At 72.9% G+C, this 19,410-nt stretch carries 17 protein-coding genes and 1 pseudogene; 13 read left to right on the top strand and 5 right to left on the bottom strand.

Going from position 1 to position 19,410, the window contains the following annotated elements; translation table 11 throughout:
• The first annotated feature begins 73 nt into the window (after positions 1 to 73).
• Positions 74 to 541 carry a hypothetical protein gene (locus tag A4R43_RS36450; protein WP_236808490.1) on the top strand — a complete coding sequence of 156 codons (468 nt, stop codon included), beginning with the start codon at positions 74 to 76 and terminating at the stop codon, positions 539 to 541.
• 50 nt (positions 542 to 591) lie between these two features.
• Here A4R43_RS36450 and A4R43_RS36455 read toward each other — a convergent pair whose 3' ends face one another.
• Positions 592 to 1,749 carry a neutral zinc metallopeptidase gene (locus tag A4R43_RS36455; RefSeq protein ID WP_113696239.1) on the bottom strand — a complete coding sequence of 386 codons (1,158 nt, stop codon included), beginning with the start codon at positions 1,747 to 1,749 and terminating at the stop codon, positions 592 to 594.
• Between the two features lie 217 nt (positions 1,750 to 1,966).
• On the opposite strand from A4R43_RS36455, the gene A4R43_RS36460 reads away from it, so the two are divergent.
• The 5 genes and pseudogenes from A4R43_RS36460 (at position 1,967) to A4R43_RS36480 (ending at position 7,094) form a co-directional block, all read left to right on the top strand.
• Positions 1,967 to 3,097 carry a YciC family protein gene (locus A4R43_RS36460; protein WP_113696240.1) on the top strand — a complete coding sequence of 377 codons (1,131 nt, stop codon included), beginning with the start codon at positions 1,967 to 1,969 and terminating at the stop codon, positions 3,095 to 3,097.
• A complete protein-coding gene (locus A4R43_RS36465) occupies positions 3,094 to 3,729 on the top strand; it encodes a DUF4129 domain-containing protein (RefSeq protein ID WP_113696241.1) in 636 nt (211 codons plus the stop codon). Before A4R43_RS36460 ends, A4R43_RS36465 begins: the two co-directional genes overlap by 4 nt.
• Positions 3,726 to 4,862, top strand: coding sequence for a DUF4350 domain-containing protein (locus tag A4R43_RS36470; RefSeq protein ID WP_113696242.1), 1,137 nt, complete (start codon positions 3,726 to 3,728; stop codon positions 4,860 to 4,862). The genes A4R43_RS36465 and A4R43_RS36470 overlap by 4 nt, the downstream gene beginning before the upstream one ends.
• Positions 4,859 to 5,818: an AAA family ATPase gene (locus tag A4R43_RS36475; protein ID WP_113696243.1), complete on the top strand. Its 960-nt coding sequence runs from the start codon at positions 4,859 to 4,861 to the stop codon at positions 5,816 to 5,818. Before A4R43_RS36470 ends, A4R43_RS36475 begins: the two co-directional genes overlap by 4 nt.
• Positions 5,818 to 7,094: pseudogene (locus tag A4R43_RS36480) on the top strand (DUF58 domain-containing protein). The gene A4R43_RS36475 and the pseudogene A4R43_RS36480 overlap by 1 nt, the downstream one beginning before the upstream one ends.
• Positions 7,095 to 7,184: 90 nt before the next feature.
• On the opposite strand, the gene A4R43_RS36485 reads toward A4R43_RS36480, so the two are convergent.
• The gene (locus tag A4R43_RS36485) at positions 7,185 to 8,192 is read right to left on the bottom strand and encodes a stage II sporulation protein M (protein ID WP_113696244.1); all 1,008 of its coding nucleotides are present in this window, start codon (positions 8,190 to 8,192) and stop codon (positions 7,185 to 7,187) included.
• Positions 8,193 to 8,270: 78 nt separating this feature from the next.
• Between A4R43_RS36485 and A4R43_RS36490 the strand changes: the two genes are divergently transcribed.
• From A4R43_RS36490 to nudC, 6 genes are all read left to right on the top strand, one after another.
• On the top strand, positions 8,271 to 9,110 hold the full coding sequence (locus A4R43_RS36490; RefSeq protein ID WP_113696245.1) for an RDD family protein: 840 nt from the start codon (positions 8,271 to 8,273) through the stop codon (positions 9,108 to 9,110).
• 213 nt (positions 9,111 to 9,323) lie between these two features.
• Positions 9,324 to 10,994: a DUF2207 family protein gene (locus tag A4R43_RS36495; protein ID WP_162788714.1), complete on the top strand. Its 1,671-nt coding sequence runs from the start codon at positions 9,324 to 9,326 to the stop codon at positions 10,992 to 10,994.
• Positions 10,991 to 12,268, top strand: coding sequence for a DUF2207 domain-containing protein (locus A4R43_RS36500; RefSeq protein WP_162788715.1), 1,278 nt, complete (start codon positions 10,991 to 10,993; stop codon positions 12,266 to 12,268). Before A4R43_RS36495 ends, A4R43_RS36500 begins: the two co-directional genes overlap by 4 nt.
• A gap of 10 nt (positions 12,269 to 12,278) precedes the next feature.
• Positions 12,279 to 13,562, top strand: a complete 1,284-nt coding sequence (locus A4R43_RS36505; RefSeq protein ID WP_113696247.1) for a M16 family metallopeptidase — start codon at positions 12,279 to 12,281, stop codon at positions 13,560 to 13,562.
• A complete protein-coding gene (locus A4R43_RS36510; RefSeq protein WP_113696248.1) occupies positions 13,559 to 14,935 on the top strand; it encodes a M16 family metallopeptidase in 1,377 nt (458 codons plus the stop codon). The genes A4R43_RS36505 and A4R43_RS36510 overlap by 4 nt, the downstream gene beginning before the upstream one ends.
• A complete protein-coding gene (nudC, locus tag A4R43_RS36515) occupies positions 14,932 to 15,933 on the top strand; it encodes an NAD(+) diphosphatase (RefSeq protein ID WP_113696249.1) in 1,002 nt (333 codons plus the stop codon). Before A4R43_RS36510 ends, nudC begins: the two co-directional genes overlap by 4 nt.
• A gap of 126 nt (positions 15,934 to 16,059) precedes the next feature.
• On the opposite strand, the gene A4R43_RS36520 is transcribed toward nudC, so the two are convergent.
• The 3 genes from A4R43_RS36520 to A4R43_RS36530 are packed head-to-tail and all read right to left on the bottom strand — an operon-like array spanning position 16,060 to position 18,728.
• The gene (locus A4R43_RS36520) at positions 16,060 to 17,151 is read right to left on the bottom strand and encodes a bifunctional RNase H/acid phosphatase (RefSeq protein WP_113696250.1); all 1,092 of its coding nucleotides are present in this window, start codon (positions 17,149 to 17,151) and stop codon (positions 16,060 to 16,062) included.
• Between the two features lie 2 nt (positions 17,152 to 17,153).
• Positions 17,154 to 17,891: a zinc ribbon domain-containing protein gene (locus tag A4R43_RS36525; protein WP_113696251.1), complete on the bottom strand. Its 738-nt coding sequence runs from the start codon at positions 17,889 to 17,891 to the stop codon at positions 17,154 to 17,156.
• A gap of 24 nt (positions 17,892 to 17,915) precedes the next feature.
• Positions 17,916 to 18,728 (bottom strand): Nif3-like dinuclear metal center hexameric protein, encoded by an 813-nt coding sequence (locus A4R43_RS36530; RefSeq protein WP_113696252.1) that lies wholly within the window; start codon positions 18,726 to 18,728, stop codon positions 17,916 to 17,918.
• Positions 18,729 to 18,760: 32 nt separating this feature from the next.
• Here A4R43_RS36530 and A4R43_RS36535 point away from each other — a divergent pair, with 32 nt between their 5' ends.
• Positions 18,761 to 19,324, top strand: a complete 564-nt coding sequence (locus A4R43_RS36535) for a chorismate mutase (protein WP_113696253.1) — start codon at positions 18,761 to 18,763, stop codon at positions 19,322 to 19,324.
• The last annotated feature ends 86 nt before the right edge of the window (positions 19,325 to 19,410 follow it).

Genomic DNA, 19,410 nt, shown 5'->3' on the forward strand with positions numbered 1-19,410 from the left:
GGTCGGTTGCGGATGATCTTGGTCCGGTCGGGCTAGCTGGGTTTCGTTACCGGGATCTGGAACGATTGCCGGTGTGATCGGGCAGTCGGGGTCTTCACCGGGGCGCGTTGCTTCGCGCTGGCGTGAGGTCGCCGTCGCGGCGGTCACCGGGGTGCTGGTGGTGCTGGCCGTCTGGCTGGTGCCGGGCGTGCTCGGCGTCAGCGGCGGCACCGAGGCAACCGTGGTCCGCGCGACCGTGACCAAACCCCTGCCGTGCACCAACACCGGGGCCCGCGAGGGCGTCCGCGTGGAGATCGACGGGCAGCGCCGCGACGCCACGCTCAGCGCCTGCGGGCACAACGAAGGCGAGCAGTTCGACGTGGCCCTCCCCGCCGACGTCGGGCCGGGGCCGCTGGAGGTCCGGATCGCCCCGCCCGCCCGAGGCGACAGCGCCCTCATGCGACCGGTCGCGCTCGGCCTGCTGTCACTGAGCTGCCTCGCGGGCGGCGGTTACGCCTGGCTCGTGGTCCGCGGCCCGCGACGGCGTCCCGTGCTCATCTGACCCCGTTCGTGGCTGGCCGTCGAGAACCGCGCGAAGCGGTGAGCGCCCGGTCAGGAAACTTCCGAGCTGCTCGCCGCGAAGGTGTTGCAGTCGACGATCCGGTTGTCCTTGGCGCCCGCCCGCCACCACGCCGCGTAGTGCGCGTTGGTGCCGTGGTCCCGGCTGCCCGAGGTGTTGTCGCCCCGGGTTTCCTGGTCGTCCCACGCCTTGTCGTACATGTCCCTGGTGATGGTGCCGCCGCGGTCGACGTGCGCCCCGAGGAACATGCCGGAGAAGCACTGCGCCTGCAGTTCCTTGCGCCGCGCCATCTCCAGGCCCTTTTCCGAGTTCTGCCCGGCCGCGTAGATCTCCTCCCACGCGGCGTCCATCAACCCGGCGACCTCCTGCACGTGGTGGCCGTACTCGTGGGCGAACAACGCCAGGTACACGCCCGGGTTGTTGCCGTACTGGTCGGTCTGCAGCCCGCGGAACGGCACGTACAGGTTGTTCTCGCAGTAGTACGCCGCGGTGGCGATGCCGACCTGGATGTTCCCGCATTCGGTCTGGAAGCTCGAACCGGTCGGGAAGTGCAGCGCGGGCGGCGTGAACGGCAGGTTGTAGTACTCCAGGAACGGCCCCCACGCCGCGTCCAGGCACTGGCTCGCCGCGGTGAAGAACGCCTCCGCCGCAGCCTGGTTGCTCTGCCAGCCGGGCAGGTTGCACACGCGGTTCTTCAGCCCGGCCGCCGGGTCCTGCAGGATCGGGTGGTCGGCCAGCTTGAACACCTTCTGCGGGCCCGAGCTGGACGGGCTGTCCGAGGACCGGCTGCTGCTCGGCGGCGCCGAACTCGACGACGAGGTGCTGGACGAACCGCCGGTGCGCTCGCTCGGGGTGTTGCTCAGCGTGGCCGGGGGAATGCTGCCGCCGTCGGCCACCGGATCCCTGTCCGAGCTGACCGCGACCACCACCACGACCAGGCCGACCACCAGCAGCGCGGCCGCGCCGAGGCAGAGCGCGATGATCGGCCCGTTCGACTTCTTCGGCGGACCGCCGTACGGCGGCTGCGGCTGACCCCACTGCGGCGGCGGGTACCCGGGCGGGCCGGGTGCCGGGCGCGGCGGCGGGAGCGGGCCGGACGGCGGCTGGCCGCCGTAACCGGACGGGGGCTGCTGGCCTCCGAACCCCGGCGAGCCGTGCGGCGGCCAGGGGCCCTGCGGCGGTTGCGTCATAAAACTGGTCCCCGGCTGTTCGTCCCGGCACGGCGGCCTCGGCGGTCACGACTGCCAAAAGCATATCCACTCACTCGCGTGGCCGGGGCTCGTATGGGGGAATCCGGCCCTGGACCGGCGAACCTGCCCGCCCGCACCCGCCGAGTCGCGTTGGCCTGGGCGTACCTGCTCTGAAAGAGTGTGGACCTCACCGCGAACGACGTATTGGCAGGAGCCGATGAGCGACACGAATGGGTGGGCCACCCCCGGCGGGCCGCCCCCGCAGCACCAGCCGCACGGCGGCTGGCCGCCGCCCCCGCAGCCAGGTCCGCGCTGGAACCCGGACGGTTACGGCAGGCCGGGCGTCATCCCGCTGCGGCCGCTGAACATCGGGGAGATCCTCGACGGCGCGTTCACCACGGTGCGGCGCAACCCGGCGATCATGCTCGGCGTGTCGCTGGTGGTGGTGCTGATCACCCAGTTCGTCGGGTACCTGGTCAGCCTGCCGCTGCTGGACGACCTCAACCGCGCCAGCGAGGCCACCAACCGGGTGCTCACCGAGCAGCAGGCCCTCGACCTGGCCACCGACCTGCTCACCTCCAGCGGGCTGGTGGCGGTGGTGTCCGGGGTGGTCTCCGCGCTCGGCACGTCCTTCCTGGACGGCTTCCTCACCGTGGTCGTCGGCAAGGCCATCCTCGGGCGCAAGCCGACCTTCGGCGAGGCGATGAAGGAGGCCGCGCCGCGGCTGGTGCCGCTGCTCGGGCTGACCATTCTGTACACGCTGATGATCTTCGTCGGGCTGCTGCTGTGCATCGTGCCCGGCATCTACGTCGGGGTGGTCTTCGGCCTCGCCACACCCGCGCTGGTGCTGGAGAAGGCGGGCATCGGCACCGCGTTCAAGCGGTCGAGCCTGCTGGTCAAGGACGCCTTCTGGCGCGTGCTCGGGGTGCTGCTGCTGGCCATGGTCATCGCCTGGGTGATCACGCAGGTGGTGTCGCTGCCGTTCAGCCTGGCCGGTGACTTCTCCGGCTTCACCACGCTGTTCAGCGGCGAGGTGCCCGAGTACACCGAGTTCGGGCTGGCCATCGCCACGCTCGGCACGGTCGTCGCGCTGACCTTCACCGCGCCGTTCTCCGCCGGGGTGCGCGCGCTGGTCTACATCGACCAGCGCATGCGCAAGGAGGGCATGGACTTCCAGCTGGCCCGTGCCGCCGCCGCGCCGGCCGCGCCGCCCGCTGGATCGACCGATCCGACGCCGCCGTCGGGCATTCCGATGGGACAGGTGACCCCCGAGCAACCCGAGCCGCCCAAGGAGTCTTCCGGGGAGGACAAGCCCAAGGAGGACCCAGAGCCGCCGCGGCCGTCATGATCCCGGTCGACATCGACCGCGACGAGGCCGCGGAAGCGGCCCGTCGCGAACTCGCCGACCCGGCCTACCAGGCGGCTGAGCCGTCCTGGCTGGCCGAGGCGGTCGAATGGGTGCTGGCCCGGCTCGACGAACTGGTCAGCTCCGCCGCCGAGCTGACCACGGCCTCGCCGCTCGCGTGGGTGCTGCTCGCGCTGCTGGTGGTGGTCGTGGTGCTGGTCGTGCGGCGGCGGCTCGGGCCGACGCGGCGGGGGGCCAAGGCGTCGCACGAGGTGTTCACCGGCGACAAGCTGACCGCCGCCGGGTACCGCCAGGCCGCCGAGGCCGCGCTCGCCGAGGGCAGGCTGGCCGACGCGGTCCGCGACCGGTTCCGCGCAATCGTTTGCGGCCTGGAGGAACGCGGGGTGCTGGAGGTGCGCACCGGACGCACCGCCGACGAGGCCGCGAACGAAGCCGCCCACCGGCTGCCCGCGCTCGCCGGTGAACTCCGCCGGGGCGCGGTCCAGTTCGACGACGTGTTCTACGGCGGCCGCACGGCCACCGAGGCCGGGTACCGGCGGCTGGTCGCGCTGGACGAGGCCGCCGCCGCGGCCCGGCCGCTGGCGTCGGCCGCGGCCAGCGGAGTCGCCCGGTGACGTCGACCTCCCCCGACGCCGCGAAGCTCTGGCGTGCCGCGAAGAAGCCGCTGATCATCCTGGCGATCCTGCTCGCGGGTGTGCTCGTGCTCGTCCTCGTGCGTGGTGACCAGGGCGCCCGCGAGGAACTGCATCCCGACTCCTACGCGCCCGACGGCGGGCGCGCGCTCGCCGAAGTGCTCCGCGAGCAGGGCGTGCGTGTCGACCAGGTGGACACCTTCGGCGAAGCCGAGTCCGCGGACGGGGAAACGCTGCTCATCACGCGGCCGGACCTGCTGCCGCCGGAACGGCTCGTCGAACTGCGTGACCAGGTCGAGCGGCTGGTGCTGGTCGGCGCGCAGGGGCCGGGCGTCGGCGCGGTGCTGCCCGGCACGCAGGTCGCCGGAATCGCCGAGGTGGACAACCGGCAGCCGGAATGCCCGCTCGCGGCGGCCGTGGCCGCGGCCGAGGCGACCTCCGGCGGGGTGCGCTACCAGCCGGGGGACGGCGTGCTCTCGTGTTATCCCGTCGACGGCGCGGGCACGCTGGTGCAGCGCTTCGGCGGTCCGGAAACCACGGTGACCCTGCTCGGCACGCCCGCGCCGCTGACCAACGAACGGCTGGACGAGGCGGGCAACGCGGCACTGGGCCTGCGGTTGCTCGGCGCGGGCGAGCGGCTGGTCTGGTACGTGCCCTCGGCCACCGATCCGGCGTTGCGCGGGGACGAGCGGACCTTCACCGAACTGGTGCCGGACGGCGTGAAGTTCGGCCTGGTGCAGTTGTTCATCGCGGCCGTCGTGCTGGCTTTGTGGCGGGCGCGGCGGCTGGGCCGGGTGGTGCACGAACCGCTGCCCGTGGTGGTCAGGGCGGCCGAGACGGTGGAGGGCCGCGCGCGGCTCTACCGCCGGTCCGGGGCGACCGCGCACGCCGCCGGAACCCTGCGCCAGGCCGCCAGGGCCCGGCTCGCGCCGCGGCTCGGCCTGGCGCCCGACGCCGAACCACCGGCGCTGATCGGCGCGCTCGCCACCCGCACCGGACGGCCCGGCGCGCACCTGCACGACCTGCTCTACGGTCCGCCGCCGGAGGCCGATCCGGCGCTGGTCCGGCTCGCCGATGAACTTGACCGACTCGAGAAAGAGGTCGACGACCGATGACGTCCGCTGCTGACGCCCGCGAGGCACTGATCGCGCTCCGAGCGGAGGTCGCGAAGGCCGTGGTGGGCAACGACGGCGCGGTGAGCGGCCTGATCGTGGCCCTGCTGTGCCGGGGTCACGTGCTGCTCGAAGGCGTGCCGGGGGTGGCGAAGACGCTGCTCGTGCGTGCCTTCGCCACCGCGCTCGACCTGCGCACCACCCGCGTGCAGTTCACCCCCGACCTGATGCCGGGTGACGTCACCGGCTCGCTGGTCTACGACGCGCGCACGGCCGACTTCTCCTTCCGCGAGGGGCCGGTGTTCACCAACCTGCTGCTCGCCGACGAGATCAACCGGACACCGCCGAAAACGCAGTCCTCGCTGCTGGAGGCGATGGAGGAACGGCAGGTGTCGGTGGACGGCACGCCGCGTGCGCTGCCCGACCCGTTCACCGTGATCGCCACGCAGAACCCGGTCGAATACGAGGGCACCTACCCGCTGCCGGAGGCGCAGCTCGACCGGTTCCTGGTGAAGCTGACCATGCCGTCGCCTTCGCGCGAGGACGAGTACGGCATCCTGCTACGCCACGCCGAAGGATTCGACCCGCGTGACCTGACCGCGGCCGGGGTGAAGCCGGTCGCCGGGCGCGCGCAGCTCGAAGCCGGGCGCGCCGCGGTCGCCGAAGTGAAGTTGCGGCCCGAAGTCATCGCGTACATCGTCGATTTGTGCCGTGCGACAAGGACTTCACCGTCGGTGCGGCTCGGCGTTTCGCCGCGTGGCGCGACGGCGTTGCTGGCGGCGGCGCGGGCGTGGGCGTGGCTGGCCGGTCGTGACTACGTGACGCCGGACGACGTGAAGGCGCTGGCCAGGCCCGCGCTCCGGCACCGGCTCGGGCTGCGGCCGGAGGCCGAACTGGAGGGCGCGACCGCGGACGGGGTGCTGGAGCGGGTGCTCGCTTCGGTGCCCGTGCCGCGCTGATGGCGCTCACCGGGCGCGCCGGGCTGGTGGCGCTGGCGGGCGTGGTGGTGGCGGCGCTGTGGCCGTCCGGGCTGACCTGCTGGTGCTGGCTTTGGTGCTGCTGCTGGGGATCGGCGTCGACCTGCTGCTCGCGGCGAGTGTGCGCGGGCTGGCTTTTTCCCGCTCCGGCGCGGATTCGGTGCGGCTGGGCGAGACCGCCGAAGTGACGTTGACGGTGGAGAACCCGGGCACGCGGACGTTGCGCGGGCGGCTCCGGGACGCGTGGCAGCCGAGCGCGGGGATCGCCGAGGACCGGCACGCCGTGGTGATCCCCGGTGGTGAGAGCCGGCGCGTGGTGGCCCGCCTGACACCGACGCGCCGCGGCGACCGGCTGGCTGTCGCGGTCACCGTGCGCTCGTTCGGGCCGCTCGGTTTGGCCGCACGGCAGGGTTCGCACGCCGTGCCGTGGAAACTGCGCGCGCTGCCGCCGTTCCACAGCCGCCGTCACCTGGCGTCGCGGCTTTCGCGGCTGCGTCAGCTGGACGGGCGGCAGGCGGTGCTGGTTCGCGGGCAGGGCACGGAATTCGACTCGCTGCGCGAGTACGTCATCGGCGACGACGTGCGGTCGATCGACTGGCGCGCCACCGCGCGGGCCGCCGACGTGATGGTGCGGACCTGGCGGCCGGAGCGGGACCGGCACGTGGTGCTGGTGCTCGACACCGGCCGGGTCGCGGCGGGCCGGGTCGGGGACGTGCCCCGGCTGGACGCGGCGATGGACGCGGCCCTGCTGCTGGCGGCGCTGGCGACGCGGGCGGGGGACCGGGTGCAGCTGATCGCCTACGACCGCGTGCTGCGGGCTTCCGCGCAGGGCGCCGGGCCGTCGCTGGTGAACGCGATGGCGCCGCTGGAGGCGGAACTGGTCGAGCCGGACGTGCGTGGCATGGTCACCGAGGTGCTGCGGCGGGCCGGGCAGCGCTCGCTGGTGGTGTTGTTCACCGGGCTGGACGCGGCTCCGGTGCAGGAGGGGTTGCTGCCGGTGCTCACTTCGCTGACCGCGCGGCACCAGGTGGTGGTCGCGGCGGTGGCGGACCCGCGGGTTTCGGAAATGGCGCGGGCACGTGGTGACGCGGAAGCCGTCTACGACGCGGCCGCCGCGGAACGCACCCTCGCGGAACGGCGGCAGGTGACCAGCCTGCTGGGACGGCGCGGCGTCGAGATCGTGGATGCGGTGCCGGACGAACTGGCACCGGCTTTGGCGGACCGGTACCTGGCCCTGAAAGCCGCGGGCCGCCTCTGACCCTCAGCCGAGCCGGTGTCACGAATGTGGCTTTCGAGACGTTTGGCGTCTCGAAAGCCACATTCGTGACACCGAGCCGGGCGCGTCGGGTTAGCCCGAACTCGGGGTGGTGGCGGCGGTGAGGCGGGCGTCCAGGTCCCCGGTTTCCCCGGCCGCCGCCGCTCGCCTGCCCAGGATGAACACGTAGGCGAAGAACACCAGTTCCGCGACCACGCCGATGCCCACCCGCGCCCACGTCGGCAGGCCCGAGGGCGTCACGAACGCTTCGATCACCCCGGTCACCAGCAGCACGCACGCCAGCCCCAGCGCCATCAGCACCACCGAGCGGCCCTCCGCGCCGAGCGCCGCGGCGCGGGTGCGGCGGCCGGGGTCGATCACCGTCCAGCCCAGGCGGAGACCCGTTCCGGCGGCGACAAAAACGGCGGTCAGTTCCAGCAGGCCGTGCGGGGTGATCAGGCCGAGGAAGACGTCCAGCCGCCCGGCCGCGGCCATCAGCCCGCCCGACAGGCCGATGTTGAGCACGTTGCTGCCCAGGATGTACAGCACCGGCAAACCGAACAACACCCCCAGCAGCAAGCAGCCCGCCGCCACCCAGGCGTTGTTCGTCCACACCCGCGCGGCGAACGAGGCCGCCGGATCGCTGGAGTAGTACGACTCGAAGTCCCCGCCGGGCGCGGTCAGCTGCTGGATCTCCTCCGGCGCCGCGACCGCCGCCTGCACCTCCGGGTTCAGCGCGATCCACGCCGACACCACGCCGGACGCCAAGAGGGAGACCACCATCACCGGCACCCACCAGTGCCAGCTCCGGTACACCGCCGCCGGGAAGCGCCGCGAGAAGAACAGGCCGAACTCGCGCCAGGCCGGGCTGTGCGTGCCGGTCACCGCGGACCGCGCGCGGATCACCACCGCCGACAGGTGCTCGACCAGCGCGGGATCCGGTGCCTTCGCGCGCAACGTGGACAGGTGCGTGGCGGCGCGCTGGTAGAGCAGGACCAGTTCGTCGGCCTCGGCGCCGGTCAGCTTGCGGCTGCGTTTGGTCAGGTGTTCGAGCCGGTCCCACGCGGGCCGGTGCGCAGCGACAAAAACGTCGACGTCCATCCCGGTCCGTTCCCCTCGATTCCAGTCCGCCCGACAGTACTACCCTCGGCCGGGAGACCCAGCCGTCGAGGGAGCGCGATGTCCGAACTGGTCACCGGGGACGCGGTGGTGCTGCGGTTGCGCGTGGCCGCCGTGCCCACCCGCTGCCTCGCCTTCCTGCTCGACGTGCTGCTGCAGGTGGCGGCGCTGCTGGCGTTGCTGATGGTCGCCGGGGTGGCGCTGGCCGCCACCGTGGACGAGGCGCTGTTCCTCACCGTTTCGCTGGTGGTTGTGGTGCTCGTGCTGGTCGGGTACCCGGTGGCGATGGAGAGCCTGACCGGCGGCCGCACGCTCGGCAAGATGGCGCTCGGCCTGCGCGTGGTCCGCGACGACGGCGGCCCGATCCGGTTCCGGCACGCGCTCACCCGCGGGCTGGCCGGGTTCTTCGTGGACTTCTGGGCGCTGGGCCTGGCCGGTTCGGTGGCGCTGGTGGTGTCGTTCCTGTCGGGCCGGAGCAAGCGCGTCGGCGACTACCTGGCCGGCACCGTGGTGATCTCCGAGCGCACGCCGGCCGCGGTCACGCCGATGATCATGATGCCGCCGGGGCTGGAGGGCTGGGCCGCGCACCTGGACCTCGCCCGCCTGCCGGACGCCGCCGCGCTCGACGCGCGCCAGTACCTCGGGCGCTGGCGCGAGTTCAGCGAGGACGCCAGGGCGCACCTGGGTTTCCAGATCTCGCGGGAGATCGCCGAGGCCATCGGCACGCCGGTGCCGCCCGGCATGCCGTACTGGACCTACCTGTCCGCGATCCTGGCCGAACGACGACGGCGGGACCACGCGCAGGCGTGGCAGCGGCAGGCGGCGGTGCCGTACCAGCAGCAGCCACCGCTGCCGCCCGGCCCGCCCGCCGGCGAGCAACCGTTCGCACCCCCGGGCTGAGCCGTGGTCATGAACCCCGCCACCACGCGAGGTCGCGCCGAGCCGCGGAACGAGGCGCGACGGGCCGCCCAACGGCACGGCGTGCCTCGTTCCGCGGCTCGGCTCAACGGCGACCTCGCCCGCCGCGCCGGAGGCGCGGCCGAAAATACGGTTGAGATATGTTCTGGGCGAAACGGGCCTGAGGCACCATCGGGTGGTCTATGGTCTAGCACCGTGTTCAAGCTTGTGGGGGCCCTCGCCGCCGCGTTCGTGCTCGTCGTGGGCTCCGGCACGGCCGCGTCGGCGCTGGAGCCGGTGCAGCCGGAGACCCAGGCGGATTCCGGCATCACCGTCGGCGTCGAGCTGAAGGTCGAGCCGGACGGCCTGCTGTCGGTGACCGAGACGGTGACCGTCCCCAGTGGACAGGAGGCCACCCGCCACGCGCCGCTGCGGGTGCTCGTCGGTGAGGACACCGAGCGCGTGTTCGCCGTGCGCGACGTGACCACCGACGGGGCGGGCGCCGCCGAGGTGACCGGCAGCGAGTTCGTCATCCGCGCCCCCGAGGGCAAGACCACCGTCCAGTACACAGTGGACGGAACGGTGGCCGAGCTGCGCGACCAGCAGGAGATCCGCTGGCAGCTGGCCGGTGGCTGGGACACCGAGCTGACCGAGCTGACCGCCACCTTCGCCGCGCCGGTGCCGGAGGCCTCGTCGATCCGCTGCCTGGCCGGGGGCGCCGGCCGCCAGTGCGACCTGGCCGAGACCGGCGACGGCGGCGTGATCAAGATCGAGCAGGGCGAGCTGGAGGCGGGCGACCCGGTCGATCTCGCGGTCGGCCTGCCGTCGGCGACGGTGCCCGCGAACGCGCGCTTCGCCGACACCGCCACCCTCGCCAACGCCTTCGTGCTGAGCACCACCGCGGTGTTCGGCTTCGCCATCGCCGCGCTGGGAATCCTGCTGTGGTGCGGATTCCTCTTCTGGAGCCGCCGCCGCGACGCGAGCGTGCCCGACGTCCCCGCCCCCAAGTCGGACATCCTCGTGCGCGAGGGCGACCGCGTGTTCTTCGCTTCCCCGGACGGTGTGCTGCCCGGTCAGGTCGGCACCATCGTCGACGGCAAGGCCGACGTGGTGGACGTGACCGCCACCGTGGTCGATCTCGCCGTGCGCAACTACCTGCTGATCGCGCCGGTGCGCGACGCCGACGGCATCGCCGACTGGCGGATCTCCCGCCGCAACGAGCCCGACGAGAACCTGCACCCGTACGAGCGCGCGGTCTTCCAGGCCGTGCTGCCCGGCGGTGCCGAGTCGGCGCTGCTGTCCGAACTGCGCTCCGGGCGCGGCATCGACCTGAAGCCCTTCGACGAAGCCATGTACGCGGACGTGGTGGCGCGCGGCTGGTTCTCCCGGCCGCCCGGTTCCGGCCGCGGCTTCGCGGGCTGGGCCGGCATCGTGCTGGCGCTGCTCGGCTTGCTGCTGACCGTGGTGCTGGCGCTGTCCGGCGGGCACGCGCTGGTCGGGCTGGCGCTGATCGTGTTCGGCCTGGCGATCACCGCCGGGGCCCCGCTGCTGCCCAGGCGCACCGCGCGCGGCCGCGCGCTCGCCGGGCAGATCCGCGGGCTGATCGGCTACCTGCACAGCGTTCCGGCCGGCGAAATCCCCGAGGCCGACCGGGAGCTGGTGTTCTCGCGGTCGCTGCCCTACGCCGTGGTGCTCGGCGAAACCGAGCGCTGGCTGAACAGCTTCGCCGATCTCGATCCGGAGGCCGACGGCGCGGCCGGGCTGTACTGGTTCGGCGGGCTGGAAGGCGAACGCGACCTCAAGCGGCTCGGCACGCACCTGCCCGCGCTCCTGACCGCCCTGGACGGCGTGCTCGCCGAGGCGGGGCACCTCCGGTCGCTGCGTTGATCCCGCTCGTCGCCGCTGTCCTGGTCGCGGCCGCGCCGCCGCTGCCGACGCTGCCGCAGAGCGCGGAGATCGAGCTGCGGGTCGAGCGCGACGGCGCGTTGTCGGTCACCGAGGCGGTGGCCGCGACCGAGTCGATGACCAGGGAACTGCCGCTGCGCCAGTCCGTCGGCGGTGACGAGGACCGCGTGCTCACCGTGCGGGACGTGGTGGTCGAAGGCGACGGGCACGCCGAGCTGACCGCGGACTCGTTCAAGGTCGAGCTGTCCGGCACCGCCGTGGTCCGGTACACCGTGGACGGCGCGATCACCGCGAGCCCGACCGGGCCGCAGGTGTCCTGGCCGCTGGCCCAGGGCTGGAGCGAAGAGCTGAAGTTCGTCCGTGCTTCGCTGGCCGCGCCGAAGATCCCGGAGGCGGTGCGGTGCGTGGCCGGGCCGAAGCCCTGCCTCGCCGCGCAGATCGACCACGTGGGGCTGACCCGGTTCAGCCACCGCAACCTGCCGCCCGGTGAGCGGATGATGATCACCGTGGAGCTGCCGCCCGGCTCGGTGCCCGCCAACGAGCGGCTGGTGCCGTCGGCCACCATCGGCGGGGCCTTCCTGCTCACCGAGCCGGTCGGCTGGGCGTGGGTGGCGCTGGGGTTCCTGATCCTGTGCTGGGCCTGGCTGATCGCGTTCCTGCGGCAGTGGTGGCCGCGGCCGGCGGCCGGCGCGCCGCCCGGGTACGCGGGTGTGCTCGCCGACGGCCGTGCCGACGCGATGGACGCCGCGCTCACGCTCGCCGCCCTGCGTGATCGCGGCCACCTGGCGGTCAGCGACGGCACGCTGACGCGCACCGAAGCCGGCGACCCGCTGCGGGAGTTCGAACGAGACCTGCTCGAGCAGGTGTTCGCTTCGCGAGAACAGGAGCGCCGCGAAGCGGCCGTGCTCGACGACGTCCGGATCGACCTCCACCGGTTCGAGCGGGCGGTGCGAGCCGACCTCCGCGCCGACGGCCTGCTGCGGACGACCAGGCTGCGCCGCGCCGGCATCCGGATCGTCTTCTACGGGCTGTTCCTCACCGCCCTGCTCGCGCTGACCGTCGGATACGCCCAGCTCGGCGTGGTGTTGTCGGTGGCGGGCGTGGCGCTCGCGCTCGGCTCGGCGGCGCTTCCCGCGCGCACGGTCAAGGGCACGCGGGCGCTGGGCGGGCTGGCCGACGACTACCGGCCGGGTGCGGCGGACGAGTTCACGCTGGCCGTCGCCGGTCGCTCCCATCGTGTCCGTGGTAACCCGTAGGGTGGCGGGCATGGCCGTACCCGAGCTACACAGGTTCAAGTTGGACAACGGGCTGCGCGTGGTGCTCGCGCCGGACCCGACCGCGCCCGTGGTCGGCGTCGCCGTGCACTACGACGTGGGTTTCCGCTCCGAGCCGGAGGGGCGCACCGGGTTCGCGCACCTGTTCGAGCATCTGATGTTCCAGGGCAGCGAGAGCTTGGAGAAGCTGGCCCACTTCCGGCACGTGCAGTCCAGCGGCGGCACCTTCAACGGGTCCACCCACCCGGACTACACCGACTACTACGAGGTGCTGCCCGCCGCCGCGCTCGAGCGCGCGCTGTTCCTCGAGGCCGACCGGATGCGCGCGCCGAAGCTCACCCAGGAGAACCTGGCCAACCAGATCGACGTGGTGAAGGAGGAGATCCGCCTCAACGTGCTGAACCGGCCGTACGGCGGGTTCCCGTGGATCCTGCTGCCGCCGGTGCTGTACTCCACCTTCGCCAACGCGCACAACGGGTACGGCGACTTCGTCGACCTGGAGAACGCGACGCTGGACGACTGCGCGGCCTTCTTCGACACCTTCTACGCCCCGGCCAACGCGGTGCTCACCGTCGCGGGTGACTTCGAGGTCGGCCGGGCCCGAGAGCTGGTCGAGAAGCACTTCGGTGACGTGCCGTTCCGGCCCGCGCCGCCGCGCCGCTCGTTCGCCGAGCCGCGGCCCGCCGAGGAGCTGCGCGGCTTCCACACCGACCCGCACGCCCCGCTGCCCGCGCTGGCCGTGGGGTACCGGATGCCCGACCCGGTCGGCGAACTGGACGCCTACGTGGCGAACCTGGTGCTCGCCGGGGTGCTCACCGACGGCGACGGGTCCCGGCTGCAGCAGCGGCTGGTGCACCGCGACGCCATCGTCACCGACATCGGCGCCGGTGCCGGGTTGTTCGGCCCGTTCGAGGCACGGGACCCCGACACCTTCTCGATCACCGCGATCCACGCGCCGGAGGTCACCGGCGACCGCGTGCTCAAGGCCATCGACGAGGAGATCGACCTGCTCGCCACCACCCCGCCGGACGAGCGCGAGCTGGCCAAGGTGACCGCGCGCTGGGTGGCTGGCCTGCACTCCGACCACGACAGGATGGTCTCGCGCACGCTCGCGCTGGGCGCGTTCGAACTGCTCTACGACGACGCGAGCCTGGTGCACGGTCTCGCCGACCGGTTCGCCGCGGTGACCGCGGACGACGTCGCCGCCGCGGCCAAGGCGCTGCGGCCCGATTCCCGTGCGGTGCTGATCGTGCAGCCCGAAGGAGGAAGCAAGTGACCGCCGTGCAGCATCGCAGTGCGCAGGAGATCGGCCGCACCGAGCGCGGCCCGCGGCCGGTGCCGCCGCTCGGTGGCCAGCGCGCCGCCGCCGAACTGTCCCATGTGGACACCGTGCTGCCGAACGGGTTGCGCGTGCTGGCCGTGCGCAAGGACACCGTGCCGCTGGTCGAGGTCCGGCTGAGCATTCCGTTCGCCGGCACCGGCGAGCTGCACGCGGCCACCGCCGAGGTGCTCGCCGAGACCATCGTCACCGGCACCGCTCGCCGCGACCGCGTGGCCATCGACACCGAGATGGCGCTGATCGGCGGCGAGCTGAGCACCGTGGTGGACCCGGAGCGGCTGGCGATCAGCGCCAGCGCGCTGGCCAGCGGGCTGCCCACGCTGTTCGACGTGCTGGCCGACCTGCTCACCGAAGCGTCCTATGTGGACGCCGAGGTGGCCAGGGAGTCGGCGCGGCTGATCGAGCGGCTGGCCATCGCCCGCACGCAGCCGCGCACCATCGCCCGCGAAGCCCTGCAGCGCAGGCGGTACGGCAACCACCCGGTGACCCGCGAGGTGCCCGAGGCCGAGGACGTGGCCAAGGTGGTGCCGGAAGCCGTGCGCGCACTGCACGCGAACGCGGTGCTGCCGCGCAATTCCACCCTGGTGATCGTCGGTGACGTCGATCCGGACGCGGTGGTGGCCGAGCTCGAGCGCGCGCTCGGTGACTGGGCCTCGGACAAGTCGGCGAACGTGCTGCCGGACCTGCCCGAGCTGACCGGCGGTGAGGTGCTGCTGGTGCCGCGGCCCGGTGCCGTGCAGTCGCAGCTGCGGTTGTCGGCGCAGGCCCTGCGCCGCACCGACCCGCGGTACGCGCACCTGCAGCTGGCGAACCTGGCCTACGGCGGCTACTTCTCCTCGCGCCTGGTGGAGAACATCCGCGAGGACAAGGGATACACCTACAGCGCGCACTCCGGGTTCGAGTTCACCGGCAACACCGCCACGCTGCTGGTCGACGCCGACACCGCCACCGACGTGACCGCGGCGGCGCTGCTGGAGACGCGGTACGAACTGGCCAGGCTCGGCCTGGTGCCGCCGACCGCCGACGAGGTGGAATCGGTGCGCCAGTACGCGATCGGCTCGCTGGGCATCTCGATCTCCTCGCAGACCGGGCTGGCCGGGCAGCTGTCCGCGCTGGCGCAGGCCGGGCTCGGCTTCGAATGGCTGGCCGGGCACCCCGAGCGGCTGGCCGCGGTCACCGCGGAGGAGGTCGCCGAGGCGGCGCTGGACTTCTTCGCCCCGCACCGGTTCACCGGCGTGGTGGTCGGGGACGCGGACACGATCGGACGCGGGCTCGAAGCCGTCGGCGGGGTCGCGATCGGAGCGGCATGACCCAGCCGTTCCAGCTCGACCGGCTCCCCACGCTGTCCCGGTCCACTGTGGACCGTCAGGAGAACCTGCGCGGGGATCCGGACCGGCTGCACGCCCGCTGGCCCGACGCGCGGGTGGTGCTGCTGGACGCCAAGTCCGGCCGCACCCCCGTGCCGCAGGGCGGGGACGCGCTGGCCACGCGCAAGGCGCTGGCCTTCGGGGACGTGCCGCCGCCGGACGCGGCGTTCCTCGGCGAGTGGCAGGACGTGGACTACTGGACGCTGCCGGGCAGGCCGCCGGAGGACTGCGAGTGGGTGACGCTCACCGGCAGCTGGGGCCTGCGCGACCAGGCACCGCTGGCCGGCGGTGAGGTGTGGGTGGACCTGCGCGGGCACGGTGATCTGCTGGACGACACCTCGGCCGGGCTGTTCACCACCGCGATGGCGTTGCGGAACTGGCACCACCGCGCGGGTTTCTGCGCGCGGTGCGGTGGCACCACGAAGCTGCTCCAGTTCGGCTGGGCGACGAAGTGCGACGGGTGCGGGCGCGAGGAGTACCCGCGCACGGATCCCGCGGTGATCTGCCTGGTGCACGACGACGTCGGCGTCAACGGCGAGCGCGTGCTGCTGGCGCGGCAGCCGATCTGGCCGCCGGGGCGGTATTCGGTGCTGGCCGGGTTCGTCGAGGCCGGCGAGTCGCTGGAAGGCTGTGTGGCGCGGGAAATCCGGGAGGAGGTCGGCGCCGAGGTGTCGGCGATCCGCTACCTCGGGAGCCAGCCGTGGCCGTTCCCGCGCTCGATCATGCTCGGCTTCACCGCACGCGCGGACGCCGCGAAACCACTGGTGCCCGCGGACGGCGAGATCGAGGACGCGCGCTGGGTGACGCGGGCGGAGGTCCTGGCCGCCTTCGAACGGGGCCGGGACGCGCAACCGGACGACTCGGGACGGCTGATCATGCCGGGCAACTCGTCCATCGCCCGCGTCATGCTGGAAGCCTGGGCGAACGCCCCCGTCTCCTGAACCCCGCACCGGCTCCGATGTCACGAATGTGGCTTTCGAGACGCGAAACGTCTCGAAAGCCACATTCGTGACACCTCGACACGCCTCGAACTGCTCGCCGAAGCCGGGAGGGCGTGGAACCCGCGTTCAGCTCAGGTGGGAGATGTCGTTCGCCAGTCGGACGGAGGCGTTGCCGTCGGGGTAGAACTCGACGATGGACAGCGACGCCAGGTCCAGGTGCAGCCGGAACAGCAGGGACGGCCCGGCGTCCAGGCCCAGCCGCAGCAGTGACTTGATCGGCGTGACGTGGCTGACCACCACCACGGTCCGCCCGGCGAACCGGTCGACGAGGTCGTCGCGCACCGCGCGCACCCGCCGGTGCACCGCGTCGAAGCTCTCCCCGTCCGGCGCGGGCACCGAGGAGTCGCTGATCCAGCGCGCGTGCAGCTCGGGGTCGCGGTCGGCGGCCTCGGTGAAGGTCAGGCCTTCCCAGCTGCCGAAGTCCGTCTCGATCAGGCCCTGGTGCGTTTCCACCCGCCCGCCGAGCGCGTCCGCCACCGCCTGCGCGGTCTGCTGGGTGCGCAGCAGCGGTGACGCGATGATCGGCGCGGGCTCCCCGTCGACGACCAGCCCGTCCATCGCGGCGATGCGCTTCGCCGCGGCGGCCACCTGGCGCTGGCCGTGCTCGGTCAGCGGCACGTCGCCGCGCCCGGAGTACCGGCGGTCCACCGACATCTCCGTCTGGCCGTGGCGCAGCAGGAGGAACTTCGTCGGTGTGCCCTGCGCGCCGCTCCACTTCGCCGGGGACACCCGGTCCGTCTTCGTTTTTGTTGTCGCCGTCCCGGCCTGGGTGTCCATCGCCTCGTTGGCGAGCCGGTCGGCGTACGAGTTGTCCGCCCGCGGGATCCATGCGTAGGTCACGCGGTCGAAGCGCGCGGCCAGTTCCCTGGCCTGCTCGGCCAGCGGCCGCAGATCCGGGTGCTTGATCTTCCAGCGCCCGGACATCTGCTCGACCACCAGCTTCGAGTCCATCCGGACGTCCACAGTGGACGCACCAAGCTCGGCGGCGGCCGCCAGCCCGGCCAGCAAGCCGGAGTACTCGGCGAAGTTGTTGGTCGCCACGCCGAGCCCGGCTTGGCGCTCGGCGAGCACCTCGCCGGTGTCGGCGTCCTTCACCACCGCGCCGTAGCCGGCCGGCCCCGGGTTGCCCCGCGACCCGCCATCGGCTTCGACGAGCACCCTCACAGCCCGGACTCCAGCGTGCGCACCAGGATCGCGTTGCAGTTCTCGCACTGGATGACCTCGTCCTCGGCCGCCGCCTTGATCTCGGAGACGGTGTTGCGGTCCAGCTCCAGCTGGCAGGCACCGCAGCGGCGCGAGCGCAGCAGCGCCGCGCCGATGCCCTTCTGCGCGCGCACCCGCTCGTAGAGCTTGGTCAGCGGCTCCGGGAACTTCGGCGCCAGCGCGGCGCGGTCCTGCTCGCGCCGCGCCTGGGTGGTGTCGATGTCGGCGAACGCCTCGTCGCGGCGGCGGACCGCCTGCTCCAGCTGCGCGGTCACCTTGTCCACCTCGGCGCCGGTGCGCTGGGCGTCCAGGTCGAGCGCCTCACGGCGTTCCATCAGCTCCAGCAGGTCGTCTTCGAGCGCGGTCTGGCGGCGCTGCAGGCTTTCCATCTCGTGCTGGAGTTCGGTGAGCTGCTTGGCGGCGACCGCGCCGGACTCCATCGCCTTGCGGTCCTTGTCGCTGCGGGTGCGCACGGAGTCGATCTCGCGTTCCTGCCTGGCCACCTCGCGGTCCAGGTCCGAGGCGCTGGTCTGCACGGACACCAGCGCGTCCTTCTTCGCCCGCAGTTCCTTCTCCAGCTCGGCGACCTCGGTCAGCTCCGGCAGCGTGCGGCGACGGTGGGCCAGCCGCGACAGCTCCGCGTCGACCTTGGCGAGCTCCAGCAGGCGGCGTTGCACGGCGGGTTCGGCCTTCACGGTGTCGTCACTCCCTCGGGGACTTCAAGCGCGGATCGTCCACGGGTCGGTGCACCTCGTGGAGACGTGAATGTCGACGGTACCGGCAAGCGCCGCGCGCATGACGGCCGAGGCTTGCCCGCACCACGGCCATTCGCTGGCCCAGTGCGTCACACCGACCAGCGCGGGCACCGACGGCCCGGCCTCCAGGTGCTCACCGGCGGGGTGGTGGCGCAGATCCGCGGTCACGTACGCGTCCACCCCGGCGGCCTTGGCGGTGGCCAGGAAGCTGTCGCCGGACCCGCCGGACACCGCGACCGTGCGGATCTCCCGGTCCGGGTCGCCGGCCCCGTAGACACCGGGCCGGGTCTCGGGCAGCGCGGCGGACACCCGTTCGACGAACCGAGCGAACGGTTCCGGCTCGGGCAGTTCGCCGATGCGGCCGAGGCCGGTGTCCGCGCCTTCGGCGGTGGGTGACAGCGGCCGGAGCACGCGCAGGCCGATCGCTTCGGCGAGCGCGTCGGAGACACCGGGGCTGGCCGAGTCGGCGTTCGTGTGCGCGCAGAACAACGCCACGCCCGCGCGGATCATCCGGTGCACCAGCTTGCCCTTGGTGCTGTCGGCAGGCACCCCGTGCACGCCCTTGAGCAGCAGCGGGTGGTGCGCGACGAGCAGGTCCGCGCCCAGCTCCAGCGCCTCGTCCACGGTGGACTCGACCGGGTCCACGCAGACCAGCACGCGCGCCACCGGTTCGGCGGGGTCCCCGCAGACCAGGCCGACCGCGTCCCACGGTTCGGCGAGCCCCGGCGGGTAGGCGGTTTCCAGTGCGGTGATCACGTCGGCGAGTTGGACGGGCATGCCGGTGATCCTCGCATGTACCGTGACGGGTCATGCGCCGTCGGTTGCTGACCGTTCTGCTCACCGCCCTCCTGCTCGGGGCCGCCTCACCCGCGGTGGCCGCGCCGCCCGCTTCGCTGTGGCCGCTGGCCGACCTGTCGGGGCAGCGCGTCCAGATCGCCGACAAGGTGGCCGCCGCCAAGTTCGGCACCACGCAGCCCATTGACGATCCGGTGCGTGAGCAGCAGATCCTCGACGGGGTGGCGGCCAAGGCCCCCGGCCTCGGCCTCGACCCGGCCGAGGCGGTCGAGTTCTTCCGCGACCAGATCGAGGCGAACAAGGTGGTGCAGCGCGGGCTGCACGAGTACTGGACGGCACACCCGGAGCAGGCGCCGACCGAGCGCCCCGACCTGCCGACCGAGGTGCGCCCGGTGATCGACCGGCTCAACGCGGGCCTGCTCGACGAGCTGTCGGCCACCGTGGCCACCCGGGCGCGGCCGTCCTGCGGGGGCAAGCTGGCGGCGGCGATCGTGGTGACCGACCGGCAGTTGAACCTGGACCGGCTGCACGAGCGGGCCCTCCGCCGGTCGCTGGACTCGGCCTGCGGCACCCGCTGAGAACCAGTTCGCCGGAACCCGCACGCCGGTCGCTCCGGGACGCCTACCATCATCGACTCGATCGTCAGTCCGAGCCGAGGGAGTGC

The organism is Amycolatopsis albispora (assembly GCF_003312875.1).
Classification (GTDB): domain Bacteria; phylum Actinomycetota; class Actinomycetes; order Mycobacteriales; family Pseudonocardiaceae; genus Amycolatopsis; species Amycolatopsis albispora.